The organism is Aeromonas veronii (genome assembly GCF_040215105.1).
Lineage (GTDB): Bacteria > Pseudomonadota > Gammaproteobacteria > Enterobacterales > Aeromonadaceae > Aeromonas > Aeromonas veronii_G.
This window is the reverse complement of record NZ_CP157875.1, coordinates 2,424,927-2,451,869: the sequence shown is the minus strand read 5'-3', so window position 1 is coordinate 2,451,869 and position 26,943 is coordinate 2,424,927. Positions and strand designations below refer to the sequence as shown.

Below are 26,943 nucleotides of genomic sequence, written 5' to 3'. Positions count from 1 at the left end.
GAGCCAGAGCCGGATTGAGGCAGAAAAACTGCTGTCAGGCTGCGAGGTGACAGGGGAGGGCGTCATGCCATTCACCAGTGCTATCGGTATGTCAGACCCTCTACCGGTCAAGGAAGTGACTGAGCAAGGGCACGTATTCCGTCACAAATGCAGTTACGGGATGACGGGAGGTGACGCAGCCGCGGGGTGGCCGCCTCGTGCCCGCGGTGCGGCTTTGCTAGGGTAGGGGTTTCACCTCCACTCCCAGGATTTATCGATGAAGTCTCTCGCCTTGCTGCTCACCAGCGGTACTCTGGCTTTGGGTGCTGTGACCTTGAGCAGCGCCGCTCAGGCCAGTACCCCGGTCCAGATCTCCCTGCCCGGCGTCAATCTGCCCGCTTCCCATCAGGTGGAAGGGGCGCGCGCCTCCTTCCTCTATGGCCGTACCGGTCAGGTGAAAGGCATCGATCTGCCGGTGTTTGCGCTCTCCGATGTGGATCAGTTCACCGGCCTGCAGCTCGGCATCTTCTTCGGGGCTGCGCGAGTGCGTCACCAGTTTGGCGGGGTCGCCATCAACGCCGTCAACTGGCACGAGGGGCAGGACATCGGGGTCAACCTGGGCTTCGTCAACCTGACCAATAACGTGAAGGGCCTCAACTGGGGGGCGGTGAACATCGCCAAGGGCAATGCCCTGGCCAACGTGGGCTTCGTCAATTATGCCGAGCGCACCACCTTCCAGATTGGCTTTGTCAATGCCACCAAACACCTGGATGGCTTGCAGATCGGCCTGGCCAACTACGCCGAGAACGGTGTCTTCCCCATTCTGCCCCTCATCAATTTCAAGAAATCCTTCTAGGTCGTGGTCTCGCCCTTGCTTTGGCGGGGGCAGGCATTACCCTGTGCAGCATCCTGAACAGAAAGATGTGATTGAGATGACGACTGCTCATATGGATGCCATCGGCATCGGCTGGGATGTGCGAGGCTGGCAGGGCAATGCCCAGGCGGTGGCCGTGGTGGGCTGGCAGGCGAGGACGCAGCAGCTGCATTGGCTGGGGATCTCCCCCCTGTTTCGGCTGAGCTCCCGGGTGGCTCCGGATCTGGATGCCCTGCTGCGCCCGGCGCTGCAAGACGAGATGGGGTTGATGCAGGTGCTGGCCTGCCCGCAACTGGCCCTTGGCATCGATGCGCCCCTGGCCTTCCCGCGCGCCCTTGCCGAACTGCTGGCGGGGAGGGGACCCGAGTGCGCCGTGCCCCAGCGGGAGATAGACAACCCTTTCGCCTATCGCGACTGTGATCGCTGGCTTCATCGGCAATACAAGAAGAAGCCGCTGTCGGCCACCTTCGACCGGCTCGGCAACAACGCCACCCTGGCGATCTCCATGTTGCCACGGTTGGCGGACTTGCAATTGGTGCCGAGTCGGGTGGCAGAGGCCGATCGCGCCGTGCTGGAGACTTATCCTGCCCTCGCTAAAACCGCTGGCAGGGCCTCGCTGGCGAGAGGGGAGATAGCGGCTCATCTGCCGGCGACCTTGGTACCAGGCACGGATCCCTACGATGCGGCCCTCTGCGCTCTGGTGGCGCTGCAATATGCCGCCAAGGGTGCCGTCTCCGTGTTGCCCCCCTTGCTGTCAGCCCCGGCGGACTTCCCGCTGGATGAGGGCTGGGTCTATCACTTCGCCCAAGGGTGATCCCAAGGTAGAAGCAGCCACCTGATTCATGAGTTGTTTCTGGGTCAGGTGGCGTGATATTCACCGTCGTTTGCTCTTCTGCCCGGTTTGTCTGCGCGCCATTCTACCCGCCATCCGCCATCCGCCACCCGCCACCCGTTTTTCACCCTAGTTAGAGTTGTCTGTTCTATCGCCCTATCTTGGTTCAAAAACGCTCTCATATGCCATCAAACTAAAATCTTGCAGTCCGATTTCAGGCTGACGCAACATCAAAGACAACCGAGACAAAAGGCTTCGCAGGGAGCAGGGAATGGCGAGGTTGGTAGCGGGCGCCGCCACTTTCTCGGTTTTTTGATGGGGAATTACCGGTTTGTGCCGCTAATCGCTGGAACCGCCGTCTCTTCATCCGATATATTGCCTGCTTTCCTCATGCTTCTTCTGCGGTGGTTTCCATGAAACGCATTCTCTCTATCCAGTCCCACGTGGTCTTTGGTTGCGCCGGCAACAGCGCTGCCGTGTTTCCCATGCGTCGTCTCGGCATGGAAGTCTGGCCCATCAACACGGTGCAGTTCTCCAACCACACCCAGTACGCGGCAGGCTGGCAGGGGATGGCGATGCCCGCCGGCCACATCAGTGCGCTGTGCAAAGGGTTGGGAAATATTGAGGTGTTGGGACTGTGTGACGCCGTGCTGAGCGGTTATCTCGGCTCTGCCGAGCAGGGGGACGAGATCCTGGCGGTAGTGGCGGCGGTCAAGCTGGCCAACCCGGCGGCCATCTATTTCTGCGACCCCGTCATGGGCCACCCGGAGAAAGGCTGTATCGTCGCCCCCGGCGTGACCCGTTTCCTGACCGAGAAGGCCTTGCCGGTGGCGGACATCATGGCGCCGAATCTGCTGGAGCTGGAGACCCTGTGCGACACCCAGCTGGCGGATTTGGAGGAAACCCGTGCCGCGGCGCACCAGTTGCTGGCCAAAGGGGTGAAGATGGTACTGGTCAAGCACCTGGGCCGGGCCGCCAGTCAGGTCGGCCGGTTCGAGATGCTGCTCGCGACCGCCGAGGGGGATTACCTCATCGCCCGTCCGCTCTACGAGTTTGCCCGCCAGCCGGTGGGGGTGGGGGATCTCATCAGCGCCCTGATGCTGGCGAACCTGCTGGCGGGCTTCGATGCGGTGGCGTCCTTCGAGCGCACCAATGCAGCGGTGGATGCGGTGCTGCTTCGCACCTGGCAGGTCGATGCCTATGAGCTGCAGCTCATCGATGCGCAGGCGGCGTTTGCCGAGCCGCAGATAACACACAGGGCTGAGCAACTGGCCTGATGAGGGTGATCAGCCCGTCATGTGATGGGCTGATCAGCGTTAGACCGCCTGCTCCGAACCGTCCAGGATCACGGCTTGAAAGTGCTCGACCGTGGGGAAGGGGTCGTAGAAGTGGTGCAGCAGCGCCTTCCACTCCTGATAGTGGGGGGAGCCCCGAAAGCCCTGGGTGTGATCCTCGAGTCGTTGCCAGTTGACCAGCAGCAGGTAACGGTCGGGATCGGCCAGGGACCGTTGCAACTGGTGACCGGCGTAACCCGGCATGGTGCTGATGATGCGCTGGGCCTTGGCAAACGCCTGCTCGAAGGCGGCGCTCTGGCCCGCAATGACCTGCAATGGGGCGACTTCCAATATCATGGGGACTCCTTGTTCGGTAGCGGGTTGCTTTGTAAAGAAGCCTCATCTCAACAACTTATGCCCCAATAAACAAGGCCAGCCTCGCGGCTGGCCTTGTTTATGATGGGCGTTCAATACACCCCGACTCAGAGCTGCTTGTAGAAGAACTGGGTCGCCGCCAGGGTGCCGTCTGCACTCTTGGCGAAATTGGGGATCTGGCCCGCCTCCACATAGCCGAGCTGGCGATAGAGGTTGGAGGCGACATCCCCCACCCGGGAGTCCAGCACCAGCAGGGTGCGATGGGCGTCGCGGGCCCCTTGCTCCATGGCGAGCATCAGGGCGCGGCCCACCCCCTTGCCACGGGCCTCGCTGTGCACCATGAGTTTTTCCACTTCGGCCCGGTGGCCACCGTTGGCCTTGGTGCTGAGGGAGAGCTGCAGGGCGCCGACCAGATGGTGCTGATCGAAGGCCACCCAGAGCTTGCGCACCCCGTCGGCCAAGTCGGCCTCGATGCCTTGCCAATATTCCAGTCCCTGCTCTTCTTGCAGTGGAGGCAGGAAGCCCACCGAGGCGCCGCTGGCCACGCTGTCTTGCAGCAGGGTGATCAGTGCCGGTTTGATGCCTCTGGTGCTATCGACCTCAAGGATCTCCATTGAAACTCCTCATCGTTTCTTCATTGCCAATAAATAGGGTCATCACGCCCTGAACATAATCTGGAGCAGGCTCTTCGCTGCCCATGCGCGGCACGGTGGATGCTTGTCGCTATGCCGTGCTCAGCGGATCAGACCCTGCTCTGCCAGCCACTGAAACAGCAGGCGGGAGACGGGAGAGATCTCATCCAGATGACGGCTGTCCAGCCAGCGCAGCTCGGCGATCTCCGCCGAGGCGGTGGGCGTGCCCTCGGCCTCGCCGGTGTAGCAGCGCAGCCTGACGTTCACTCCCTCGGGCTTGCCATCGGCCTGGGCGCTGAACTCGCAGGCAAAGCGCAGGGAATCCGGCTTGAGATGCACCGAGAGCTCCTCGTCGATCTCCCGGATGAGGGCTGCCTCGTCACTCTCTCCCGGCTCCCGCTTGCCGCCGGGGATGTAGTAGATGTGCTTGCCGTGGGAGCGCGCACACAGCAGTTGTTTATCCTGAAATGTGAGCCAGGAAAGTTTGTCTATCATGTAAAACTCCATTTTTAAAGTGACTCCCGCTGCTGTTCGCACAGTATGCGGTAGGAGCGGCTTTCCCGTTGTGCATCGTCAAGGCCGAGCCGGGCCGCCAGCGCCAGCAACTGCTGGCGATAGCCCGGCAGGGCGGCCTCGTCGTCGGTCATGATGGCCAGCTCGGCGAAGTCGCCGAGCCCGGTCAGGTGATCCAGCGTGAGGTGGAAGGGGCCGAGGAAGTAGATGCTGCGCCGCTTCTCGATGCAGAGCACCTGCTCATACCCCAGGTTGTGCAACATGCTGATGGCCTTGCCATCGTCGCTGATGTTGACCGCCTCACAGCGATCCGCGCCCGGCCCTTTCAGGATCCACAACCGAATGCCGGACGGCGCCATGGCACGGATCACCAGACTCTTCCCCTCGGCGGCGAGGGTACGCGCCGGGGTATCGAAGTAGCAATCCCGCTCCTGATTGTCCTCCAGCATCACCTCGGGACTGAGGTGGTCGAGGGCCGCGAGAAGGGCGGTGCGATCGGCGAGGCGATACTTGAATTCCACCTCGAAACGGCCTTCAAAATGTGTGGTCATGGCAGGCAACGGGCGCTCATCCGACAAATGAATAGCGCAGACTAGCAAAACTACGGGGCTTGCCCAAGTGACGGGATCACAGCCTGATGCCAATTGTCTGTTTTATGCTCACTCGACCCGGTAAAACAGGCGTTGGCGCACAGCTTGATGGCCGCCGGCTGGGCGAGGAGAGGGGGCTGTGCTTTAATATTCTCCCTCTTTGGCGGTAGTCACCGACCATGAACAACGACAGCGGCGGCAGGGGCCGGCGCGAGTGGAGTCACAGATGCAGATAACCGAGAGCAACTTCATCGGATTGGGGGTGGCGGGCAATTTTGCCGGCCATCTGGAGCAGGCAGGGGAGGCAGCGGACTTCGTGGCCGTGCAGGTCACGGACAAGGCGGCCCCCAAGGCACTGTTCCCCTTCTATGTGCCCTCCCACCCGGGCCAGCTCGGGGTCTTCCCCTTGAGCGGTGACGCCATCTTCCTGCCCGAGGTGGCGGTGAGCGGCGACGAGAAGGTGCAGATAGAGCCGGAAGTGGCGCTCTGGTGCGAGCTGGCCTACGCCGGGGATCAGGTGGTGGCCATCCATCCCCGGGCGTTTGCTGCCTACAACGACTGCTCCATCCGCCGCCCCAACGCCAAGAAAATCAGCGAGAAGAAGAACTGGGGCCCCGAGAGCAAGGGGCTGGCCGCGAACCTGTTGCCGCTCTCCCACTTTGCCAAGGGCTGCGAGCTCGATGATTACCGCATCGCCTGCTATCTGGAGCGGGGCGGTGAGTTGCATCCTTATGGCGTTGACAGCGCGGCGCTCGGTTACAGCTATTTCCACGGCCAGCTGCTGGACTGGGCCATCGACAAGTTCAATCATCAGCAGGATGAGGGGCCGGCGGAGCACATCCAGGGGCTGCTGGCCCAGGCCGGGCGCCCGAGCCATGCCCTCATCAGCATTGGCGCCACCCGTTACACTCCCTTCGGTGAGACCCACTTCCTGCAACCGGGGGACACCGCCTGCGTGCTGGTCTATCCGGGCAGTCGCTACAGCGAGCAGGATATCCGGGAGGCCATTCGCAACCGCACCTTCGGCGCGGATGTCTCAGTGCTGCTGCAGGCGGTGAAGACCCGCTGAGAGGCTCGCCTGCTGAGGCCCGCCAGCTGGCAGGCCTCAGCACTGATACCGCAAACCAGTCCTTTCAACTGCCTTGCCCCGCCTTGATGTTATCCCCACGGCTGCTGTCTCCCCTCCAAAGCTCACCGAGCTGCCTGACCAATTGCAGAGTCTGTATATAACAGTATGATTTGCCAAAAGAAGCGCATCCCTGCAAGGAACCTCACTGCCCATGATTGAATTCAAGACCCTGGCCCTGTTTCTGGTGACCGCCATCGCCGAGATTGTGGGCTGCTATCTGCCCTATCTCTGGCTGAATCAGGGCAAAAGCGCCTGGTTGCTGCTGCCGGCTGCCCTGAGCCTGGCCCTGTTTGCCTGGCTGCTCTCTCTGCACCCGACCGCTGCGGGCCGCGTCTATGCCGCCTATGGCGGTGTCTATATCTTCGTGGCCATCCTCTGGCTCTGGGCGGTGGATGGCATCAAACCCAGCCTGTGGGATCTGGTGGGGGCCGGGGTGGCCCTCATCGGCATGGCCATCATCATGTTTGCCCCCAGGCCCGCTTGATATCGATGCCAAGGGAGATCAGCAAGATGACTCATGTGGTGATCAGAGCATGCGAGGCGCAGGATCTGGCCGGGCTGCTGGCCCTCTACCAGGAGCTCAGACCCCGGGATCCCGTGCTCGATGAGCAAGCGGCGCACGAGGGGTTGGCGGCCCTGCTTGGCCAACCCCATACCCGCATCATGGTGGCCCTGGTGGATGGCGAGCTTGCCTCCAGCTGCCAACTCGGGATCATCCCGACCCTCACCAACGGTGGCCGCCCTTTCGGTATCATCGAGCACGTGATAACAGGCGCCGCGTTTCGTCGCCAGGGGCTCAGCCATCGGCTGCTGGAGCGCACCCTGGCACTCGCCTGGGCGCTGGATTGCTACAAGGTTATGCTGCTCTCGGGGGAGGGGCGCGAGGCCGCCCACCGTCTCTACGAGGGGCTCGGTTTCAAGGCGGGCATCGAGCGGGGCTTTGTCATCAAGGCGCCGCGCTAAGTGGGGCAGCAACAGCCAGACCTGGGCCCCGTTCACGACACATGCGAGGTATCAATGGAGATTGAAGCCGCACGCCCGTGCGATCACCCGACCCTTATCACCATCTGGGAAGCCTCGGTGCGCGCCAGCCACCACTTCCTGCCAGAAGCGGACATAGTGGCCCTGAGATCGTTGATCCTGGAACACTATTTTGATGCCGTGCGCCTTTACGGTGCCAGGCTGGATGGCAATCTGGTCGGTTTTATCGGGGTGGCTGACGGCAATATCGAGATGCTGTTCGTCGCTCCTGCCGGGATGGGGCAAGGGGTGGGCCGCCAGCTGGTGAGCCATGCCATCGCGGCACTCGGGGCGCGCCGGGTGGATGTGAATGAGCAGAACGAGCAGGCACTCGGCTTCTATCGACGGATGGGCTTCGTGGTGGAGGGACGCTCGCCTCTGGATGGGGAGGGCAGACCCTATCCCCTGCTGCATATGGCCCTGGCCGACGAGCCCGGGGCGAGTTGACCCCGGATGGACAATAAAAAACCGCCTTTCGGCGGTTTTTTATTGTCTGATGGACGACAACCAGGCCTCACTCCTCGTTGGAGTTGTCCTGGTAGTCGTCGCGCTGGGCCTTGGGCAGGCGGCGCAGGGGGGCGAAACCGGTATCCTCGCCACGCACCTCTTTCTTGCGCGCCGGGGCGACGGGTTTGCTGCTACCCCCCTTGGCGGGACGCTTGCCTGCGGGCTTGGCGGATTGCCCCTTGCCGGCGCCGTTTTTGCCGCTGTTGTGCCTGGCGTTGGCATGACCCCGCTCCCGCGACGGGTTCTGCAACTGCTTGTTGCCCGGCAGGGTCTGGCGAGTCGGCTTGCCGCTTGGCTCATAACCCTCCTGGATTTCGCTCGGGATGCTAAGACCGATGAGGGCCTCGATGGCCTTGAGCTGATCGTGCTCATCCAGACTCACCAGGGAGATGGCCTCGCCGCCGCGCCCGGCCCGACCGGTACGGCCGATGCGGTGAATGTAATCTTCGGCCACCTGGGGCAGCTCGAAGTTGATGACGTGGGGCAGATCGTCGATGTCGAGGCCACGGGCGGCGATGTCGGTGGCGACCAGCACCCGTACCTTGCCCTCACGAAAATCCGTCAGCGCCCGGTTGCGGGCACCCTGGGTCTTGTCGCCGTGGATGGCGACGGTGTCCAGGCCATCCTTCACCATCTGCTCGGCGAGCCTGTCGGCAATCTGCTTGGTGCGCACGAACACCAGCACCCGCTGCCAGTTGTTGCGACCGATCATGTGGGAGAGCAGCTCGCGCTTGCGCTCTCTGTCCACCTTGATGATGCGCTGGTTGACCTGCTCGGCGGTGCTGTTGGTCGGGCTCACCTCGATGAGGGTCGGGGTCTTGAGCAGATCGTCTGCCAGCGCCTTGATGTCATCGGAGAAGGTGGCGGAGAACAGCAGGGTCTGCCGCTCTTCCGGCAGCGCCTTCATGATGCGGCGGATGTCGGTGATGAATCCCATGTCGAGCATGCGATCCGCTTCATCCAGCACCAGCACTTCCAGGGCGCTCAGGGTCAGGGCGCCCTGGGTCAGCAAGTCCAGCAAGCGGCCAGGGGTGGCCACCAGGATATCGATCCCGAGCTTGATGGCATCGAGGTTGGGCTTGATGCTGACGCCGCCGTAGGCGACCAGGGTACGAAATGGCAGGTGGTGGGCGTACTTGACGATGCTCTCGCCCACCTGGGCCGCCAGCTCGCGGGTCGGGGTCAGCACCAGGGCGCGGACCTGGCGACGGCCACCGCGGCCGTGGTTGGCCAGCAGCCGGTGCAGCATGGGCAGGGTGAAGCCGGCCGTCTTGCCGGTGCCGGTCTGGGCGCCGCCCAGCACATCCTGTCCCGCCAGAATGGCCGGGATGGCCTGCTGCTGGATGGGGGTTGCCTGTTCGTAACCCAACTCCTTGACGGCGCGCAGAATGTGCGGTGACAGACCCAGTTCATTGAATGACATCTTTGCGAAAGACTCCGAGCCTTGGGCTCAACGGGGGCGGCGCACAGCGGCCGCCACAACATGGAAAGGAAAGATCATGGGCGCGTAATATAGCAGAACTGCGGCAAGGGCGCAGTAACCCTGTGGCGCAGGGCGGTGGGCTACCCATGAAAAATGCCTCCGCATCACGTTGGGAGGCATCTCGAATGACGAAGGAGGGAGGCCTTAGAGCAGGGCGCGGATCGGGGCCGCGAGATCCTCGGGCTTGGTCTGGGGGGCAAAGCGGTCCACCACCCGGCCTTCGCGGTCGATGAGGAACTTGGTGAAGTTCCACTTGATGGCTTCGATGCCGAGCAACCCGGGTTTTTGCTGCTTCAACCAGCGATAGAAGGGGTGAGCCTGATCCCCGTTGACCTCGCACTTGGCGAGGATGGGGAAGCTCACCGGGTAATCCACCGAGCAGAAGCGGGCTATCTCCTCGGCATCCCCCGGCTCCTGGTGACCGAACTGATCACAGGGGAAGCCCAGCACCAGCAAGCCCTCTGGGCCGAACTGGCGATGGAGGGCCTCAAGAGCGGTGTACTGGGGAGTAAAGCCGCAGCGGCTCGCCACGTTCACCACCAGGATGACCTTGCCGTGCAGGTCTGCGCTGGGAAAGTCGCTGCCATCGAGTCGCTGCAGGGGGAAGGAGGCGAGAGGCATGGGCATATCCTTTTCACATGATCCGGTGATAACCGTTTGTTGATAAACCTCGGCGGACAAGAGCCGAGTGATATCAGCACGTTAACGGCCAGTGAGCCGAGCAGCAAGGGAAAAAGCGGTCGCCGTGGCCTTTTCCCCGTACGCATTGATGGCGGGACTTCTCAAGAGAAGCAAACCGGTTTGTGCCAAGGCGCCGAAGTCGCTACAAAGCGCACTCTCTTCATTCGCTGCGAGCCCTATCTTGGACTATCAGGCCGTCATGGATGCCATTTACACCCGGGGATGGGTGATCGTGGACGACTTTTTAACCGCCGACGAGGTGGATGCACTCAAAGCCTGCCTGCCCCACGAGTGGCAGCCGGCGGGCATCGGGCGCGAGGGGCTGCATCAGGGCAATACCGACATTCGCCGGGATCAGATCCACTGGCTCGAGCCCGATCTCGGGGGACCGGTGGCGGATTATCTGGCCCGGATGGAGGGGCTGCGTCTGGCCGCCAACCGCAACCTGATGCTGGGGCTGTTCGACTACGAGGCCCACTTCGCCCGCTACCGGGAGGGGGATTTCTACGCCACTCACCGCGATGCCTTCGCCGGGCGATCCAATCGCCGCCTCACCTCGGTGTTCTACCTCAACAACGGCTGGGCCCCGGAGGCGGGCGGGATACTGCGGGTCTATGACGATGACGAGCAGTTTCTGATGGATGTCTCTCCCAGAGGAGGGCGGCTGGTGCTGTTTCTGTCAGAAGAGTTTCCCCACGAGGTGCTGCCTGCGAGCCAGGAGCGTTACAGCATCGCCGGCTGGTTCCGGGTCAATGGCAACGGGGCCGGGCGGGTGGATCCCCCTCGTTGAGGGGTGCAGGACCATTTTTGACACAGGGACGGCCCCCATCCCCCTTTTCTGGCCTCATCCGGGGGGAAAGAGGGGGCGCATCGGCTGACAAGGCTTCGCCTCCCTTGCTACACTGCCCGCACTTATGTTCGTTTCAGGCTTCGCCCGGTTTTCGTGCGGGGATCGCGCGATGGCATTATCACCGTTCATGACGAAGCCGCTTCTCCCAAGGGATCACATCTAATGAAGAACATGCATGTCTTGCTGCTGTGCGGCGGCGGTGGCGCCGAGCACGAAGTCTCTCTGCGCAGCGCCAATTTCCTCGAGCAACAACTCGGTCTGCTGGCCGGGGTCGAGGTGACCCGGGTCGAGATGTTCGCCGATCGCTGGCTCAGTGCCGATGGCCGCGAGTGCAAGCTGGGGCTCGACAAGCTGCTCTCCTTTGACAGCGTGGCCCGTCCGGTGGACTTCGTGGTGCCCTGCATCCACGGCTACCCCGGCGAGACCGGTGATCTGCAATCTTTCCTGGAGCTGGCGGGTCTGCCCTATCTGGGTTGTGACGCCGAGGCGAGCAAGATCTGCTTCAACAAGATCAGCACCAAGCTGTGGTTTTCCGCCCTCGGCATCCCCAACACTCCCTACCTGTTCCTGACCGAGCAGAGCGAAGAGAGCCTGGCCGAGGCAAAAGCCGGGCTGGCCAAGTGGGGCAAGGTCTTCATCAAGGCGGCGTCGCAAGGTTCGTCGGTCGGCTGTTATGCCGCCAGCAACGAGGCCGAGCTGCTGCAGGGGATCAAGGACGCCTTCGGCTATTCCGAGCAGGTGCTGATCGAAAAAGCGGTCAAGCCCCGCGAGCTGGAAGTGGCGGTCTATCAGTACGGCGACGAGCTGGTGGCCACCTATCCGGGGGAGATCTGCGTGCCCACCGACAAGTTCTACACCTATGAAGAGAAGTACAGCAGCGCCAGCCACACCGAGACCGCCCTGCGGGCCGAGGGATTGACCCAGGCTCAGGCCGATGCCATTCATGAGTACGCCCTCAAGGCGTTCCGCCAGCTCAAGCTGACCCACTTGTCGCGCATCGACTTCTTCCTGACGGAAGAGGGGGAGATCCTGCTCAACGAGATCAACACCTTCCCGGGGATGACCTCCATCTCCATGTTCCCGAAACTGCTGGCCCACCACGGCCACAACTTCGCGCACTACCTCGAGCAGATCCTGCGCAAATAACGCGGACTGTTACAAGCAAGAGGGGCCCACGGGCCCCTCTGTCGTATGGGTGGCAACCCGGTTTACATGGGGGCCGAGGTGAACAGCCAGATATGGGCGCCCTGCGGGTCAGCAATGAGCGCCATGCGCCCGACACTGGGGATATCCATGGGGGGCACCACCACGGTGCCGCCGTGCTGGGCCACCCTGGCGAGCCGTGCATCCACGTCGTCCACCGCCACATAGGTTGCCCAATGCGGGGGCACCCCGTTCATGTCGGGGTTGTCCCGGGTGGACATGACCCCGGCCACCGGTCGGCCGTTGGCCACCAGCATGGGGTAGTCGAACCCCTCCAGCGCCGTCTGCTGCACCTGCCAGCCGAGCACCTGGGTGTAAAACGCCACCCCGGCATCGCGATCCGGCACATAGAGCTCGTGCCAGGTGAAGGTCGACCCCTCCGCCAGGGCGTGCTCTTTTGCCATGTCTTGTTCTGCCATCTTTGCTCCTTGTCCCATCGGTTGCCCGGGCCGGGTGGATGGGTGACGACCAAGTATAGGAGGGGATGGCAGGCATGCCGGCGCTCCGGTGAGCCACTGCTTGCGAGCCATCATGGCGCTCGCTACAATCCGCTCCCTTTACCCGTGAACCCGCATCCCGAGCGCCTCCTCTCATGAAGCCCATCCCCGATCACGCCGTCAATCGCCTGCGCATCTGGCGCAAGAGCGTCTCGACCCGACCCTTTCTCGCCCGTGGCGGCGCCGTACCCCGCTGCGAGGCGTGCCAGCTGCGCCACGACTGGTGTGCCTGCGAGTGGCGCCCCGCACTGAAAGCCGAAGCGGGTTTCTGCCTGCTGATGTATGACAGCGAACCCATGAAGCCCTCCAACACAGGTCGCCTCATTGCCGACGTGTTGCCAGGCACCACTTGGGCCTTTCTCTGGAAGCGCACTCAGCCCCATCCCGAGCTGCTGGCTCTGCTGGCGGATCCCGCCTGGCAGCCCTATGTGGTGTTTCCCGCCTGCGAGAAGGCGCCGGCCCGCCTCACCACCGAGGTCGTGCCGCTCCCCGGCAAGAAGCCGCTCTTCATCTTGCTGGACGGCACCTGGCCCGAGGCGCGCAAGATGTTCAACATGAGCCCCTATCTGGATGGCTTCCCGGTGCTCGCCATCAAGCCGGATGCGCTCTCCACTTACGGCATGCGAGTTGCCCACAACGATGAACATCTGTGTACCGCCGAGGTGGCGGCCTGCGTGCTGGAGGTGGCTGGCGAGATCAGGGTGGGGCAGGCGCTGCAGCACTGGTTCAACCTCTTCAGCAGTCGCTACATGGCGGGCCGGGTGAGCCGGGCACCGGGAGAGGATGAACAGCCGCTGCTGCGGGCCCTCGAGGCCATCAAGGGGGAGGCGGCCTTGCAAGGCGAAGGTGAGGGGAGTCGCAGTCTCTGAGTCGGGACTATTGATGAATATCAGGAATCAATTGGCTGCCATCGTTTCGTTGGCTTCATGAGCCGGGGCTCGCTAGGATAGCGGCCTGCTGACTCATTCAGGTTCCTGGCTAGCGCCGGGCGCCGCAATCACACGAGGTCTATGGATGGAATTGGAACTGTATACCCTGCTCGCCCTGTTCGGGGTGGCCCTTGTCGCCGGTTTTATCGATGCCATCGCCGGGGGCGGGGGCCTGTTGACGGTGCCGGCCCTGCTGGCCACCGGCATGCCGCCGGCCCTGGTGCTCGGTACCAACAAGTTGCAGAGCAGCTTCGGCTCCTTCTCCGCCACCTGGTTCTATGCCCGCCGCGGCCTGCTGGAGTGGTCCATCATCTGGCCCGCGGTGATCTGCACCTTTATCGGCGCGGCGCTCGGCACCCTGGCGGTGCAGACCATAGACGCGGCCATCCTGGAGCGGTTGCTGCCCTTCCTGCTGGTGGCCTTCGCCTGCTATTTCTACTTCTCCCCCCGGGTGAGCGATGCCGAGAGCCAGCGCCGCCTCAGCCCCATGCTGTTTGCGTTGCTGGTGGGGGGCGGGGTCGGTTTCTACGACGGTTTCTTCGGGCCGGGCACGGGGTCGTTTTTTGCCATCGGTTTCGTGGCGTTGGCGGGGTTTGGCATGGCGCGGGCCACGGCCCACACCAAGCTGCTGAATTTCACCTCCAACATCGCCTCCCTGCTGTTCTTCACCCTGGGGGGCAAGGTGGTGTGGAGTGTGGGGCTCTGCATGGCCCTTGGCCAGTTCATCGGCGCCCGGCTCGGCTCCCGGCTGGTGCTGAAAAAAGGGGTGAAGCTGATTAAACCATTGCTGGTCACCGTCTCCTTGCTGATGTCCGCCAAATTGGTGTGGAGCCAGTATCCCGAACTGTTTTCCTGGCTTCACTGAGCATTATCTGAGGCCGGGCTGCGGCTCTTTATCGAGCCCGGCGAAGTGCCCCTTGATGGCCGCCACCAGGCGAGCGATGCGGGATCGCTTCAAGCTGTTGGGGCGATAGACCAGGTGCAGGGGGCGCCCCAATCCCGGCAGGGGGCGGGCCTGTACACCTTGCTCTCCCACCAGGGCCAGCAGGCCGGCGGGTAGCAGCACCGGGCCTATGCCCGCCTTGGCGAGTTCAATCAACGCCAGATAGGAGTCGAGCTCCATGGCGGGCTCGAACCCTTGCGCCGCCAACGGCTCGCGCAGATAGCGGTTGGAGGGGTTGTCCAGATCCATGGTCAGGATCTTGCGCATCTCCCCCTGGCTCCCCTGATCACCCACTTCCGCTTCCTGTTGATCACCTCCCACCAGATAGAAGGGCTCCGTCAGCAGGAGTTCGGCGCACAGGCCGTGTCCGGGCGGCAGTCTGCCTGCACAGATGCCGAGCAGGGCATCGCCGCCGCGCACCCGGGCCAGGATCACCGGGGTGTGGTGGGTGGAAAGGGCGAGGTGGGGATCCTGCCCGAGATAGTCGTGCATGAAGCGGGCGAGATAGCCCGCCAGCAATGTCTCCGAGCAGGCGACGGGCAGGGGGCTGCCATCGGTGAGGATCTGGCTGTCCGCCAGTACCCCCTTCATCTCGGCCAGGCTCGGTGCCACCCGGGCCAGCAGCTCGCGGGCCTGGGGGGTGAGCCGGATCTGGCGCCCGTCCGGCTCGATCAATTTCTTGCCAAGGCGCAGCTCCAGCTGATTGATGCGCTTGCTCACTGCCGACTGGCTAATATAGAGGCGGCTGGCCACCTTGGCCATGGTCCCCTCGCTCGCCAGCAGGCAGAGTGTCTCCAGTCCTTCCAGTAACATGTCGCCTCCCGGCCTCTTGGTTGGAAGTCGTTACCTTAGGGGCTGGCGGGATCAGGGGCAAGTACCGTTTGCAGCCCTCGAGAGCGGCCAGCGCCACGCCTTGACGGGAGGGGCGAAGATCACCAGGTTGCCGATGAGGCTGACCACCACCCCGACGATGGAGACCGTCTGCCAGACGAACCCCTCGTACAGGGTCGATAGGCTCAGCGCCACCAGGGGGAAGAGCACGGTGGCATAGGCCGCCTTGCTGGCCCCGATGCGCCCCACTAGGGTGAGGTAGGCGGTAAAGGCGATGACGGAGCCGAAGATGGCCAGGTAGATCATGGCTGCGACATAACGGGGCTCGGTGGGCAGGGTCAGGGACTGACCGAGCAGGGCGACCCAACCGAGCAGGAGCAGCACCCCGTAGACCATGCCCCAGGGCACCATCTGCAGTACCTGATAGCCCTGGCGCTGACCCCGGGCCGACACCAGGTTGCCGAGCGAGAAACAGAGGGTGCCGGCGCAGGCGAACAACAACCCCTTCCAGCCATTGGCACCGAGCTGGGCATCCGCCAGCACCGGCCAGAACAGGAGCAGGGTGCCGAGCAGTCCCAATACGGAGCCCTGCAGCCAGCGCAAGCCGGGGCGCTTACCCTCGAACAGCCAGAGGTTGAGGCCGTTGAAGATGCTGGCACTGGCGAAGATCACCGCCGACAGGCCGCTCGGGATGTAGAGGGTGGCGTGGTAGAAGCAGAGGAAGTTGGTGGAGAACAGCAGGGCGCCGAGCAGGGCGGCATAACGCTGCCCCTGCCAGGGCAGGCGTGGGAACCGGCCGGTGATCGTGAGCAGGGCAAACAGCGCCAGCGCCGCCAGGGCGAAGCGATAGAGCACGGACACCTCGATGGGGATGGGGCCAAGCTGCCAGGCGATGGCAATCCAGGTGCTGCCCCAGATGAGGACGGTGGAAATATAGAGCAAGAGGTTCATGGGTTTTCCGTGGAGCAAGATGACAGGATCCCAGCATGGGCCCGGTGCGCAACGCTGGCTTACAGCATCTTGCGGTTTTTTGCCGCCAGGGGCAGCGCCCGGGCAGGGCCCACGATAAGATGAGGGCAAAGGCGAATATGGGCCCACGGGAGAGTGGGCCAAGTAGCGCGGCCAACGAGGAGAACCGAGGTGCAACAGGCAATGCAGCCAATGATGCCGCCCATCAGACAGGCGGGGGTATTCGATGCCCTGGTCAGCACGGGGGCGCGGCTGGAGAACGCCTGCTGGCTGGAACCCGGGCTCGGCCTCGCCAGCTGGTGCAACCGCTATGATCAGACCCGCTATCACAAGCCCGGTCATCACACCATCAGCGTCTATCTGCAGGGGGGCGAGCAGACCGAGCGCCTCGATGGACCAGGCGGCCACGGCGGAACCGGCAAGGTGTGCATCATGCCGGATCACCACAGATCCGAGTGGCTGGTGCGCGAAGAGTTTCGCTTCTTCCACCTCTATTTCAGTCCGGCCCACCTTGCTCGCATCGCCGAGGAGGCTTGCGACAAGGAGGGGCGGCATCTGCTGCTGGAGGACAAGACCTTCATCGAGGATCCCCAGGCCGCGGCCCTGGTGCAACAACAGCTGATGGGGCTGGACTGGCAGATGGACGGGGATCGCATGGCGCTCTCTCACGGCACCTGGATGCTGATGCTCCATGCCTATCGCCACCACACCCGGGAGGCGCCGGCTCTGCCGCAGGTGCGTGGCGGGCTGGCACCCGTGACCATCCGGCGGGTGCAGGAGTACCTGCTGGCCCACCTGGCGGATCCCGTCACCTTGAGCGATCTCGCCCGGGAGGCGGGTCTGAGCGAATATCACTTCGCTCGCATGTTTGGCCAGAGCCTTGGCTGTCCACCCCATCGCTATCTGCTGGGGCTGCGTTTGCAGCGGGCCAAGCAGTTGCTGGCGGGGCCCGAATCCCTGGCCGGGATCGCCGCCCTGTGCGGTTTCTCCTCCCAGGCACACCTTGGCAACCGCTTCAAGGAGGCCTTCGGCCTGAGCCCGGGCCAGTGGCGTGGCCAGCTGTCATCTGGCTGTCACGGTTGAGGGGCACACTGCGAAGCCATGGCGGCGGTTGGCTGCCCTTGTCTCAAACGGAGTGCCCATTGAATCATCGCAAACGTCAGACCCGTACCCGCCACCTCTGGTTCAGCCACTGGAATGGCCCCAAGATCCGCCTCTGTGCCCCTGCCGCCCCCGAACCCCTCGTGCCTCACAGTTCCCGCTGAAAATCGTCGCAACCCGGTAGGTTTTTGCAGGCAACTTTGCCACTATGGCTCCATGTATATGGATCTGGTGTGGCTGAATGTTTCTGGAACGTATTGAAGTCAAAGGTTTTCGTGGCATAAACCGGCTCTCGCTCGGGCTGGATCACACCACGGTGCTCATCGGCGAGAACGCCTGGGGCAAGTCCAGCCTGCTGCGTGCCCTCTGGTGCCTGCTGGGGGATGCCGAGCCCTATCAATTCACCGCGGATGACTTCCATCAGCCGGAAGATCCTGAGCTGGCCGCCTCCCGCACCCTGCAACTGGTGCTCACCTTTTGTGAATACCGTCCCCAGATGTGCCAGCACTCCCGCCGTTTGGCTCGCCTCGGTGCGGCCTGGATCCCCCACAAGGACAAGTTCCACCGGGTTCACTACCGGGCCAGCGCCGAGTTGCAAGATGACGGCAGCGTGCTGACGATTCACGATTTTCTCGATGGCATCGGCAAGAGCCTGGAAGTAGAGAACAACGACGATCTGGTGCAACTGCTCATCACCATGAACCCGGTGTTCCGCCTGCGGGATGCCCGCACCGCGCGGGATGGCATCGAGACCCTGCCCTGGGGAGATCTCAGTACCCAGCGGCTGGGAGATCTCTCCGGCAAGCTGACGGACGAACCCCAGCGCATCGGCGAACCCGAGTTGAAAGAGGCGTTGGAGGCGGTGCGTCAGCTGATGGATCACTACTTCCGCGCCCTGGCCCCCATCAAGCACAAGCCGCGCAGCCAGCGGGAGATCGTCAATCGCCCCATGACCCTGCGCAACCCCGGCAACCTGCAGGTGCTGCTGCGCAGTGCGGACAACCGGGCGCTGCAACTGGCCATGGCGGGGATGGCGGCCATGCTGCTCAATGCCCGTGGCAACCGGGAGCTGGAGGAAGGGGCCAGACCCATCATGATACTGGAAGATCCGGAGAGCCGGCTGCACCCCACCATGCTGGCCCTGGCCTGGGGGCTGCTGGAGCAGTTGCCGGGGCAGAAGCTGCTCACCACCAACTCGGGGGACTTGCTGTCGTCACTGCCGCTCAATCAGGTGCGCCGGCTGGTACGGCGCCAGCAGGATATCCTCTGCCAGCAGCTTGGTGGCGAGCGCTACAGCAGCGACGATCTGCGCAAGATAGCGTTTCACGTGCGCATCAACAGGCCCATGTCCCTGTTCGCGCGCTGCTGGTTGCTGGTGGAAGGGGAGACCGAGATCTGGCTGCTCTCCGAGCTGGCCCAGATCTGCGGTTATAGCCTGCGGGCCGAGGGGGTGCGGATCATCGAGTTTGCCCAGTGCGGCCAGGCGCCCCTTATCAAGGTGGCCCGGGACTTTGGCATCGAGTGGCACCTGCTCACCGACGGCGACGAGGCGGGGGTCAAGTACGCGAGCTCCGCCCGTGCCCTGCTCAAGGGGGAGCGCGAGCGCGATCGGGTGACCCAGTTGCCGGCGGCGGACATCGAGCACTACCTCTACCAGAACGGTTTTGAATCCGTGTTCCGGCGTGAAGCCGGGGTCGGGGGGCGCTCGACCATGAGCCCTTCTCGCATCATCACCAAGGCCATCCATCATCGCAGCAAGCCCGGCATGGCGCTGGCGGTGGTGGAGGAGGCAGAGCGCCTCGGCAGTGATCGCATTCCCCCGGTGATCAAGCAGATGTTTGGACGGGTGGTGGCGCTGGCTCGCGGCCAGGGCTGATCGGTGCGGATCGTCGGCCGTTGGGGAAGGGGGCGAGTTTGGGTATACTCGCCCCCTTCTATATGAAGCCGCGCACCTATGGTTGGCGCGCGTCACGCCTACTTTTTGTCTGTTGCTGGAGACCCTATGTTCGTCCAACTCCCTTCCTGGCTCTTCCCCCTGACCGGCCTGATGGCGCTGGGGGCCCTGATCGCCCTCGCGCTGGTGCTCTGGCGCGGCGATCTCTGTCCGGGACAGCGTTCGCGGATCACCACCCAGCTCTTCTCCGTCTGGGTCATTACCGGTCTCTCCCTGATGCTGGCCATCGAAGCCGGGATGAGCGGCTGGCTTATCTGGAGCGGGGGGGCAGCCCTGGTGCTGGGAATTGTCCTGTCGCTGGTCCAGTCCCGCCTCGAGGGTAAACGCGCCATTCCCGCCACCCTGCTGTGGCTGCCGGCCCTGCCGCTGGCCCTCTATGGCACAGGCTTGCTGCAACTGCAGGGATGGGTGAACGGCTTGCTGCAGATGGTGCTGCTGGGATCGGCGTTTGCCCACCTGATGTTGCTGCGGGCCCGTCACCGCTTGCAGGCGTTCAATGTCCTGCTGCCGGTGGCCGGTCTGGTGGCGGCCATCGCCAGCCTGCTCTGGTTCGTCGCCCTGATGATGATGGCGGAGCCTGCCACTCAGGTGCTGAGCGCCCTGCAACCCTGGGTGCTGACCCAGGCCGCGCTGCTGATCGCCGCCTTGCTGCTCTGGTTCACCCCCCTCTATCGACAGCAGGAGACGGCCCCCGTGGTGCTCTCCGTGACGCTCTGCGGTCTGCTGATCGCCGAAATCGCCGCAAGTGGCGCATTGCAGCAGTTGTCTCTGCCTTGAAAGAGAAAATCGGTTATGGTGTGGGTTCACAACAAGACAAGCAGGGGTGAGATGGGGATGAATACGGACTGGGTCAGTCGTATCACGGGGGGATTGTTGCTCCTGGCTGTCAGTGGGGGTGTCCAGGCGTCGGCGCGGGATATCAAGGAAGCGGACAAGCTGGCGGACGATCCCACCAAGGTGGTGACCCAGCTGGGGGCCAGTTACACCGATGAGTTCAAGGTGTCGGGTTCCATCGGGATGGGGCCGGTCAGCAAGCTCAACGCCTCCATCAACAAGGATGGCAGCGAGTGGCGGCTGGGGGGCTCCTGGCTCTCCGATATCGGCATCTTCAACTTCAACTTCCGCAAGAAGCAGTTTGATCATGATGCGGAGCAGACCAGCTACAGTCTCGGCACCTTCATTCCCCTGAGTGCCTTCGGCTTTGCCCCCGCGGGCTGGCAGATCTTCCCCATGGCGGGGGTCAGCTACAACGACGGGGACATCGCCTGCGAAGTCGGCACCCAGGGCTGTGGCTCGGTGGACATCGATACCGGCTCGGAGTTCGTCTTGATGCCCAATACCAGCAAGGGGGGATATCTTGGCGTCTTCACCCTCAAGCCGCTCTCGCCCAAGTGGACCTTCATTGCCTTCGGGACGGGGTCTATGGGGTCGAACGATTATCATGGCTACTTTGCCGGTCTCGGCATGGGCTACAAGATCACCAAGCGTCAGTCCATCAGCACCTATGCCTATGCGTCGGACAACAATTATGGGAATGATCAGCAACTGGGGATCGCCTATCGCTATCAGCTGAACTGATGGCCTGGACAGGGAATGTTGAGACGGACCTGCGGGTCCGTTTTTTGTTGTGAAAGGGGATGAACGAAGAGGTGGCGGCGTTAACTGCATAAAAACAAAGCGGTTTGTCCGGCAAAGCAGCAAATAGCGGCGGCTTAGTACACACACTCAACTTTTTCAAGATTTTTGCTTGCAATATTTGGGATGGAGCCTATTATTGGCCACCTCGGACGCGGGGTGGAGCAGCTCGGTAGCTCGTCGGGCTCATAACCCGAAGGTCGTCGGTTCAAATCCGGCCCCCGCAACCAACTCTTTGCCGGCATGGCAGAGGCGCAAGTCTCTGGGATGCTGCAACGACATCAACTGCTACTGCTCGGCAGTGTGATGGTGAAAACGTCTGGCAACGGACAACAATTCGGACGCGGGGTGGAGCAGCTCGGTAGCTCGTCGGGCTCATAACCCGAAGGTCGTCGGTTCAAATCCGGCCCCCGCAACCAACTCTTTGCCGGCATGGCAGGGGCGCAAGTCTCTGGGATGCTGCAACGACATCCACTGCTACTGCTCGGCAGTGTGATGGTGAAAATGTCTGGCAACGGACAACAATTCGGACGCGGGGTGGAGCAGCTCGGTAGCTCGTCGGGCTCATAACCCGAAGGTCGTCGGTTCAAATCCGGCCCCCGCAACCAACTCTTTGCCGGCATGGCAGGGGCGCAAGTCTCTGGGATGCTGCAACGACATCCACTGCTACTGCTCGGCAGTGTGATGGTGAAAATGTCTGGCAACGGACAACAATTCGGACGCGGGGTGGAGCAGCTCGGTAGCTCGTCGGGCTCATAACCCGAAGGTCGTCGGTTCAAATCCGGCCCCCGCAACCAACTCTTTGCCGGCATGGCAGGGGCGCAAGTCACTGGGATGCTGCAACGACATCCACTGCTACTGCTCGGCAGTGTGATGGTGAAAACGTCTGGCAACGGACAACAATTCGGACGCGGGGTGGAGCAGCTCGGTAGCTCGTCGGGCTCATAACCCGAAGGTCGTCGGTTCAAATCCGGCCCCCGCAACCAACTCTTTGCCGGCATGGCAGGGGCGCAAGTCACTGGGATGCTGCAACGACATCCACTGCTACTGCTCGGCAGTGTGATGGTGAAAACGTCTGGTAACGGACAACAATTCGGACGCGGGGTGGAGCAGCTCGGTAGCTCGTCGGGCTCATAACCCGAAGGTCGTCGGTTCAAATCCGGCCCCCGCAACCAACTCTTTGCCGGCATGGCAGGGGCGCAAGTCTCTGGGATGCTGCAACGACATCGACTGCTACTGCTCGGCAGTGTGATGGTGAAATCGTCTGGCAACGGACAACAATTCGGACGCGGGGTGGAGCAGCTCGGTAGCTCGTCGGGCTCATAACCCGAAGGTCGTCGGTTCAAATCCGGCCCCCGCAACCAACTTTCTATCTTTTCTTTCCCCCTTATCATTTCCCCTGACTATCTCCCTGATCTTGAACATTAATCTTCAAGAGACTGGTCGTTTCTGCCGTTTGTTCTGTATCATCCTGACTTCTGTCCATGGATGAGGCTTCCCCTTATGTTGCAACCCTTTCGTTATCTCCCTCCCAAGATAGAGCTGCAAGAGACCACCCTGCCCGAGGTGATGGCGAGTCAGGCCCCCATCAAGCTGCTGCTGATCGCCGAACCCGAGCGGGCGCGCTTGCTGGCCGAGCCTGCCTTTGCCGCGGTGGTGGCCCAGATCAGCCTGGGTCAGAAGGCGCCCTATCGCCTGACTGATCAAGCCGGCTTGCAACTGGTGATCTTCCTCGATGCCGCCCCGCCGCGGGATCATCGTCTCTACAAGCAGGTGCGCGACTGGGTGGCACCTCTGGCAAGTCTCAACACCGAGCAACTGGCGCTGCACCTTGCCGGTTTTGACGATGAACATCGGGCACAACTGGCGGAGCTGGTGATCGCCGCCCTGCTCGCGGCCAATGTGGCACTGCCGACCTACAAGCAGCAAACCCATGCCCCGGTGAGTTACCAGCAACTGCTGGTGTCGCCCGGCTGCGCCCTGGATCTGGCACGGATCCTGGCGGAGGCCGAGGGCAACGCGCTGGCGCGCCACCTTGCCGTGCTGCCCGCCTCGGACTTGACCCCCAAACACTATCGCGCCCTGGCCCGGGAACTCGCCAAGGCAGAAGGCTGGCAGTGGCAGGAATATGATGAAGCGGAGCTGACTCGCCTCGGTGCTGGCGCCTTCCTGGCGGTGGCCAGGGGCTCGGCAGATGGCCAGGCCGCCATCGTGAAGCTCAGCTACTGTCCGGCTAGTGCCGAGCGCCGCCTCGCCCTGGTGGGCAAGGGGATCTGCCATGATTCCGGCGGTTATAACCTGAAAGTCGGCGGCAGCATGTATGGCATGCACCTGGACATGGGGGGCAGCGCGGTGGCGCTCGGCACCCTGCTTGCCATCAGTCGCGCCAGGCTGCCCTATGAGGTGCATTGCTGGCTCGCCATCAGTGAAAACCATATAGGCCCGCTGGCCTACAAGCCTGGTGAAGTCGTCACTGCCATCGATGGCACCACCATCGAGGTGGTGGACACCGATGCCGAGGGGCGCATGGTGCTGGCCGATACCCTGGCCATGGCGGTTGGGGACAAGCCGGACTTGCTCATCGACTACGCCACCCTGACCGGTGCCTGCAAGCGGGCCCTTGGCAGCCATTACAGCGGTGCTTTTACCAATCGTCCCGCCTGGCTTGGCGAACTGATAAGCCTGGGTCAGCAAAGTGGCGAGCGGATCTGGCCCTTCCCGCTGGATGAGGATTACGACGACGACCTCGAGAGCGAATGGGCGGATCTGTTGCAGTGCGCCCCCGGCAGCTCGCCGGATCATATTGATGCCGCCCGCTTCCTCAGCCGTTTTGTAGGGGCACAGACGCCCTGGTTGCATCTGGACTTGAGCGGTTTTCGCAGCAAGGGGGGCAATGGCGTGGTCAGCAGCGAGGTGACGGGGTTTGGTGTTCGGCTGACCCTGGATCTGCTCGCGAGCCCGCTGCGTTGATCAACATGGGATGCGGGGGGCCCCGTGCCCCCTTTGGATACAAGCAAAGAGCCAAGCATTGAGGACAAGCGTGAAACAACCAAGTTATGACTGGGTATTGTTCGATCTGGACGAAACCCTGCTGGATTTCCCGGTGACCGAAGCCCTGGAGCGGACCCTGCAGATCTACGGAGTGGTGCCCAGTCCCGCCAAGATGGCGGAATATCAAGGGCTGAACCACAGACTCTGGCAGCAGTACAACAGTGGTGAGATAGACGCGACCCACCTGCAGCAGACCCGTTTCGCCCTGTTTGCCGAACAGGTGAATGTTGCCCCCATGGCCATGAACGATACCTTCCTGCAGCAGATCATCGCTCTCAGCACCCCCCTCGACGGGGTGGCGGAGACCCTGGCGGCGCTGCAGGGACGGGTACGGATGGGGATCATCACCAATGGCTTCAGCCTGCCCCAGCGGGGTCGTCTCGACAAGCTTGGCTGGGGCGACAGGTTCGAGACATTGGTCATCTCCGATGAGGTGAAGGTGACCAAACCGGCTCCCGCCATCTTCCAGCTCGCTCTCGAACGGATGGGGCGACCGGATCCTGCCCGGGTACTGATGGTGGGGGACAACCCCAAGACCGATATCGCCGGTGCCGCGGCCCAGGGGCTCGCCACCTGCTGGTACAATCCCGCGCGTCAGGATGCCTCCTGTGAGCCGACCCATGAAATCCATCACTTCGCTCACCTCGGGGCCATCGTATTGGGGCAGTGAGGCGGAGAGTGTATGAGAAAAGGTGCCATGATGGCGCAGGTATAAAAAAGGCAGCCCGAAGGCTGCCTTTTTGCATGAATGAGCGGCCCTAGCGAGCCAGACGGCCCAGCAGCCAGGCCTCCAGCAGGGCCACCCCTGGAGCCAACACGGATTCGTCGAAGTCAAAGGCCGGATGGTGGTGGGGGGCTGCCAGGTTGGCCCCTAGGATGAGGTAGGCCGCCTGCCCGCCATTGCGTTGCACCCGTTCGATGAGAAAACCCGCATCTTCACTCGCCCCGAAGCGGCGGCTGTGGATGGTCTTGAACGACAGGGTATTGGCCAGCGGGACTATCTCCTCGAGCAGGGCCGGGCTGTTCTCGATACCGATGGCTTCGCCCTGCTTGCGAATGAGGTAGGTGGTTCCCTGCATGGCGGCGGCGCCCGCCACGAGCTGCTGCACCTGGCTGAACATGTAGTCATTGAGCGCAGGCGTCGCACCGCGGGTTTCTCCCTGCAACAGGGCGTGGCCCGGGATCACGTTGCGACCGCTGCCGGCGTGGAGCTGGCCGATGTTGATGCGGGTCATGCCATCGCGATGGCGGGGAATGCCGAGCATGGCCGTGGTGGCCATGCAGGCCGCCGCCAGCGCATTGCAGCCGGCGTTGGGCTCAAGCCCCGCGTGGGCGGCGCGCCCCATCAGCTCCACGTCGAACTTGGTGGAGCAGAGGAAATCGGTGGGATTGACCACCAGTTCGCCACTCTCGGCATGAATGCCGATGTGCAGGGCCAGAAGGGCATCCACGTCATCGAGCTGACCACCGGCGGCCAGGGCCTTGCCACCGCGACACCCCTCCTCGGCGGGCTGGAAGAACAGCTTGACTCGGCCATTGAGTGTCTCGGCCAGGCTTTTTATCCGCTCGGCCAGCACCAGACCGATGGCGGTGTGGCCGTCGTGGGCACAGGCGTGCATCCAGCCCGGGTTGCACGATTGCCACTCCCCCTGGCTCGGGCCATGACCGGGATCCTGCTGCTCCTCCACTTCCACGGCATCGATGTCGAAGCGAAACCCCAGGGTGGGGCCGGGTCGGCCGCTGTCCCAGAGTCCCATCACCCCGGTGATCTCCTCGATACGGGCCAGCCAGTCGGGGTCGGCACCCTGACGAAGGGCTCGCGCCTTCTGGGCGGGTACGTCGATTTCCCGGCCCATGATGAGGTTGCTGGCCAGCAGCTGGTCGCCCAGCATGACGGAAAAACCGAGTTCAGAGAGGTGACGGGCGATGAGAGAGCTGGTTCGAAATTCACACCAGGCCGCTTCGGGCAAACGATGAAGGTCACGGCGCCAGCGGCGCAGAGCATCCTGAGTCATGGTACATCCTGCATGTCGAGTCCAGTGGACATTGTGAAGGGCAGGAGGGGCGGAGTAAATCCCGGTGACGGAATGCAACGAGGGGAGCCTGTGGCTCCCCTCGTGGTCTGGATGCTTGTGATTGAAAAATGGACGGCGATTGTCGATAAACATCGACTCCCATTCATATCTCACTCCAGATCATCAAAAGTGCAATCTTCTGTTCAACTAACCAGCACCCCGGAGATGCTGGTTCGCAACAGCAGGTCTGCGCTGGCTGATTGACCGACTCAGAGCTGACCCAGGGAGGGCAGAGAGACGGCAACCAGAGTGAAAAATACGGTAAAAACGGCGGTAACAACGAACTCAGTCATCATTTGTCTCCCTTGGTTGATGAGTAGTGGGACCAAGATACCATATTGGGGCGATAAAACAACGGAAATTGTGATTTTTGCGGTCTTTTTGTGTCGTACGGGCTGAGAGTGGTGTTTTTATGTTTTTATGGCTTTTTTTTGAACCGTTGGCCTCTTGCTGGAGATCGATATGGCTGTTTGATTTTATTTATCCAATAAAAACAATTGATTGTTTGTTTTCCCCATAATTTTCATCAAGGGTTTTTATGGGTCTCATTTGGTTTTTATCAAATTTTCATCGGCAATATTGTCACTGGCTGAGCCAGAAACTGTCATCCAGGTGATGTTGAGGTGTCTGGGCCACCTTTTTCTACCCATCAGCAAGTTATCTGTCAGAGAATGTCATAACGCCTGTCAGGAGAAGGGGATTACCCCGGTTGAGGGAGAGGCATCTTTCAGTTTGGCGGGTGATTTACCATGAAGGGTGCGGATCTGGCGTGCGTACATGCCTTTAATGGCACCTTGGCATGGCATTGCCGCATCATCTCCGGGCTTGTCAGTGGATCCTGCCGCCTGATGAGCAGAGCGTCATGGTGTCCAGGCTGGCAACAGGGAGAGTAAAGGGTGAAGGCATCAAGGTGCGCAGGCGCAGTGCCGGGAGAAGTGGCAGGCGTCGTGCAGCCGGGAAATCGCCATCATAGTACGGCAGCAGCCGATATGGACAGCGTGCCAAACCGGGTTTGC

The 26,943-nt window shown here is 62.5% G+C and carries 28 protein-coding genes and 7 tRNA genes; 25 read left to right on the top strand and 10 right to left on the bottom strand.

The window, feature by feature from the left end; all coding sequences use genetic code 11:
• Nucleotides 1-256: 256 nt before the first annotated feature.
• From ABNP46_RS11430 to pdxY, 3 genes are all read left to right on the top strand, one after another.
• On the top strand, nt 257-835 hold the full coding sequence (locus tag ABNP46_RS11430) for a VC2662 family protein (protein WP_349917859.1): 579 nt from the start codon (nt 257-259) through the stop codon (nt 833-835).
• Between the two features lie 76 nt (nt 836-911).
• Complete coding sequence (locus tag ABNP46_RS11425; protein ID WP_349917857.1) at nt 912-1,667, top strand: DUF429 domain-containing protein; 756 nt, start codon at nt 912-914, stop codon at nt 1,665-1,667.
• A gap of 431 nt (nt 1,668-2,098) precedes the next feature.
• Nucleotides 2,099-2,962, top strand: coding sequence for a pyridoxal kinase PdxY (pdxY, locus tag ABNP46_RS11420; protein ID WP_349917854.1), 864 nt, complete (start codon nt 2,099-2,101; stop codon nt 2,960-2,962).
• Between the two features lie 39 nt (nt 2,963-3,001).
• Here pdxY and ABNP46_RS11415 read toward each other — a convergent pair whose 3' ends face one another.
• From ABNP46_RS11415 to cyaB, 4 genes are all read right to left on the bottom strand, one after another.
• Nucleotides 3,002-3,316, bottom strand: coding sequence for an antibiotic biosynthesis monooxygenase family protein (locus tag ABNP46_RS11415; RefSeq protein ID WP_349917853.1), 315 nt, complete (start codon nt 3,314-3,316; stop codon nt 3,002-3,004).
• 125 nt (nt 3,317-3,441) lie between these two features.
• On the bottom strand, nt 3,442-3,948 hold the full coding sequence (locus ABNP46_RS11410; protein ID WP_349917850.1) for a GNAT family N-acetyltransferase: 507 nt from the start codon (nt 3,946-3,948) through the stop codon (nt 3,442-3,444).
• A gap of 120 nt (nt 3,949-4,068) precedes the next feature.
• Nucleotides 4,069-4,461: an NUDIX hydrolase gene (locus tag ABNP46_RS11405; protein ID WP_349917847.1), complete on the bottom strand. Its 393-nt coding sequence runs from the start codon at nt 4,459-4,461 to the stop codon at nt 4,069-4,071.
• 14 nt (nt 4,462-4,475) lie between these two features.
• Nucleotides 4,476-5,030, bottom strand: coding sequence for a class IV adenylate cyclase (cyaB, locus tag ABNP46_RS11400; RefSeq protein WP_349917846.1), 555 nt, complete (start codon nt 5,028-5,030; stop codon nt 4,476-4,478).
• A gap of 265 nt (nt 5,031-5,295) precedes the next feature.
• Between cyaB and ABNP46_RS11395 the strand changes: the two genes are divergently transcribed.
• From ABNP46_RS11395 to ABNP46_RS11380, 4 genes are all read left to right on the top strand, one after another.
• Nucleotides 5,296-6,138: a DUF5718 family protein gene (locus ABNP46_RS11395; protein ID WP_349917843.1), complete on the top strand. Its 843-nt coding sequence runs from the start codon at nt 5,296-5,298 to the stop codon at nt 6,136-6,138.
• Nucleotides 6,139-6,349: 211 nt separating this feature from the next.
• Nucleotides 6,350-6,682 (top strand): YnfA family protein, encoded by a 333-nt coding sequence (locus ABNP46_RS11390; protein ID WP_349917841.1) that lies wholly within the window; start codon nt 6,350-6,352, stop codon nt 6,680-6,682.
• A gap of 26 nt (nt 6,683-6,708) precedes the next feature.
• On the top strand, nt 6,709-7,161 hold the full coding sequence (locus tag ABNP46_RS11385) for a GNAT family N-acetyltransferase (protein WP_349917839.1): 453 nt from the start codon (nt 6,709-6,711) through the stop codon (nt 7,159-7,161).
• Between the two features lie 54 nt (nt 7,162-7,215).
• The gene (locus ABNP46_RS11380; protein WP_349917837.1) at nt 7,216-7,665 is read left to right on the top strand and encodes a GNAT family N-acetyltransferase; all 450 of its coding nucleotides are present in this window, start codon (nt 7,216-7,218) and stop codon (nt 7,663-7,665) included.
• Nucleotides 7,666-7,732: 67 nt separating this feature from the next.
• On the opposite strand, the gene ABNP46_RS11375 is transcribed toward ABNP46_RS11380, so the two are convergent.
• Both ABNP46_RS11375 and ABNP46_RS11370 read right to left on the bottom strand, forming a co-directional pair.
• Nucleotides 7,733-9,148: a DEAD/DEAH box helicase gene (locus tag ABNP46_RS11375; protein ID WP_349917834.1), complete on the bottom strand. Its 1,416-nt coding sequence runs from the start codon at nt 9,146-9,148 to the stop codon at nt 7,733-7,735.
• Between the two features lie 204 nt (nt 9,149-9,352).
• Nucleotides 9,353-9,829: a glutathione peroxidase gene (locus ABNP46_RS11370; RefSeq protein ID WP_349917832.1), complete on the bottom strand. Its 477-nt coding sequence runs from the start codon at nt 9,827-9,829 to the stop codon at nt 9,353-9,355.
• 241 nt (nt 9,830-10,070) lie between these two features.
• On the opposite strand from ABNP46_RS11370, the gene ABNP46_RS11365 reads away from it, so the two are divergent.
• Nucleotides 10,071-10,679, top strand: a complete 609-nt coding sequence (locus ABNP46_RS11365; protein ID WP_349917829.1) for a 2OG-Fe(II) oxygenase — start codon at nt 10,071-10,073, stop codon at nt 10,677-10,679.
• Nucleotides 10,680-10,901: 222 nt separating this feature from the next.
• Nucleotides 10,902-11,885, top strand: a complete 984-nt coding sequence (locus ABNP46_RS11360; protein ID WP_349917827.1) for a D-alanine--D-alanine ligase — start codon at nt 10,902-10,904, stop codon at nt 11,883-11,885.
• Nucleotides 11,886-11,947: 62 nt separating this feature from the next.
• Here the strand turns inward: ABNP46_RS11360 and ABNP46_RS11355 are convergent, their stop codons facing one another.
• Nucleotides 11,948-12,361 carry a VOC family protein gene (locus ABNP46_RS11355; RefSeq protein WP_349917825.1) on the bottom strand — a complete coding sequence of 138 codons (414 nt, stop codon included), beginning with the start codon at nt 12,359-12,361 and terminating at the stop codon, nt 11,948-11,950.
• A gap of 173 nt (nt 12,362-12,534) precedes the next feature.
• On the opposite strand from ABNP46_RS11355, the gene ABNP46_RS11350 reads away from it, so the two are divergent.
• Entirely contained in the window at nt 12,535-13,308 is a 774-nt protein-coding gene (locus ABNP46_RS11350; protein ID WP_349917823.1) for a tRNA-uridine aminocarboxypropyltransferase, read from the top strand.
• A gap of 145 nt (nt 13,309-13,453) precedes the next feature.
• Complete coding sequence (locus ABNP46_RS11345; RefSeq protein ID WP_349917821.1) at nt 13,454-14,233, top strand: TSUP family transporter; 780 nt, start codon at nt 13,454-13,456, stop codon at nt 14,231-14,233.
• Nucleotides 14,234-14,236: 3 nt separating this feature from the next.
• Here ABNP46_RS11345 and ABNP46_RS11340 read toward each other — a convergent pair whose 3' ends face one another.
• Both ABNP46_RS11340 and ABNP46_RS11335 read right to left on the bottom strand, forming a co-directional pair.
• Entirely contained in the window at nt 14,237-15,124 is an 888-nt protein-coding gene (locus ABNP46_RS11340; RefSeq protein WP_349917819.1) for a LysR family transcriptional regulator, read from the bottom strand.
• A gap of 51 nt (nt 15,125-15,175) precedes the next feature.
• The gene (locus ABNP46_RS11335) at nt 15,176-16,093 is read right to left on the bottom strand and encodes a DMT family transporter (protein WP_349917817.1); all 918 of its coding nucleotides are present in this window, start codon (nt 16,091-16,093) and stop codon (nt 15,176-15,178) included.
• Between the two features lie 213 nt (nt 16,094-16,306).
• Here ABNP46_RS11335 and ABNP46_RS11330 point away from each other — a divergent pair, with 213 nt between their 5' ends.
• The 14 genes from ABNP46_RS11330 (at nt 16,307) to yjjG (ending at nt 24,522) form a co-directional block, all read left to right on the top strand.
• Complete coding sequence (locus ABNP46_RS11330; RefSeq protein WP_349922467.1) at nt 16,307-17,194, top strand: AraC family transcriptional regulator; 888 nt, start codon at nt 16,307-16,309, stop codon at nt 17,192-17,194.
• 59 nt (nt 17,195-17,253) lie between these two features.
• Nucleotides 17,254-17,376, top strand: coding sequence for a hypothetical protein (locus ABNP46_RS11325; RefSeq protein ID WP_349917814.1), 123 nt, complete (start codon nt 17,254-17,256; stop codon nt 17,374-17,376).
• A gap of 77 nt (nt 17,377-17,453) precedes the next feature.
• A complete protein-coding gene (locus tag ABNP46_RS11320) occupies nt 17,454-19,088 on the top strand; it encodes an ATP-dependent endonuclease (protein ID WP_349917812.1) in 1,635 nt (544 codons plus the stop codon).
• 126 nt (nt 19,089-19,214) lie between these two features.
• A complete protein-coding gene (locus tag ABNP46_RS11315) occupies nt 19,215-19,943 on the top strand; it encodes a hypothetical protein (RefSeq protein ID WP_349917810.1) in 729 nt (242 codons plus the stop codon).
• 57 nt (nt 19,944-20,000) lie between these two features.
• Entirely contained in the window at nt 20,001-20,744 is a 744-nt protein-coding gene (locus ABNP46_RS11310) for a hypothetical protein (RefSeq protein WP_349917807.1), read from the top strand.
• 210 nt (nt 20,745-20,954) lie between these two features.
• A tRNA-Met gene (locus tag ABNP46_RS11305) sits at nt 20,955-21,031 on the top strand.
• A gap of 112 nt (nt 21,032-21,143) precedes the next feature.
• Nucleotides 21,144-21,220: transfer RNA gene (locus ABNP46_RS11300), tRNA-Met, on the top strand.
• A 112-nt stretch (nt 21,221-21,332) separates the two neighbouring features.
• A tRNA-Met gene (locus ABNP46_RS11295) sits at nt 21,333-21,409 on the top strand.
• A gap of 112 nt (nt 21,410-21,521) precedes the next feature.
• Nucleotides 21,522-21,598: transfer RNA gene (locus ABNP46_RS11290), tRNA-Met, on the top strand.
• A 112-nt stretch (nt 21,599-21,710) separates the two neighbouring features.
• Nucleotides 21,711-21,787, top strand: a tRNA-Met gene (locus ABNP46_RS11285).
• Between the two features lie 112 nt (nt 21,788-21,899).
• Nucleotides 21,900-21,976, top strand: a tRNA-Met gene (locus ABNP46_RS11280).
• A 112-nt stretch (nt 21,977-22,088) separates the two neighbouring features.
• Nucleotides 22,089-22,165 (top strand) — tRNA-Met (locus tag ABNP46_RS11275).
• A gap of 139 nt (nt 22,166-22,304) precedes the next feature.
• Nucleotides 22,305-23,771, top strand: coding sequence for a M17 family metallopeptidase (locus ABNP46_RS11270; RefSeq protein WP_349917805.1), 1,467 nt, complete (start codon nt 22,305-22,307; stop codon nt 23,769-23,771).
• Between the two features lie 70 nt (nt 23,772-23,841).
• Nucleotides 23,842-24,522: a pyrimidine 5'-nucleotidase gene (gene yjjG, locus ABNP46_RS11265; RefSeq protein ID WP_349917802.1), complete on the top strand. Its 681-nt coding sequence runs from the start codon at nt 23,842-23,844 to the stop codon at nt 24,520-24,522.
• Nucleotides 24,523-24,610: 88 nt separating this feature from the next.
• On the opposite strand, the gene ABNP46_RS11260 is transcribed toward yjjG, so the two are convergent.
• Nucleotides 24,611-25,867 (bottom strand): amidohydrolase, encoded by a 1,257-nt coding sequence (locus tag ABNP46_RS11260; protein WP_349917799.1) that lies wholly within the window; start codon nt 25,865-25,867, stop codon nt 24,611-24,613.
• Nucleotides 25,868-26,943: the final 1,076 nt, after the last annotated feature.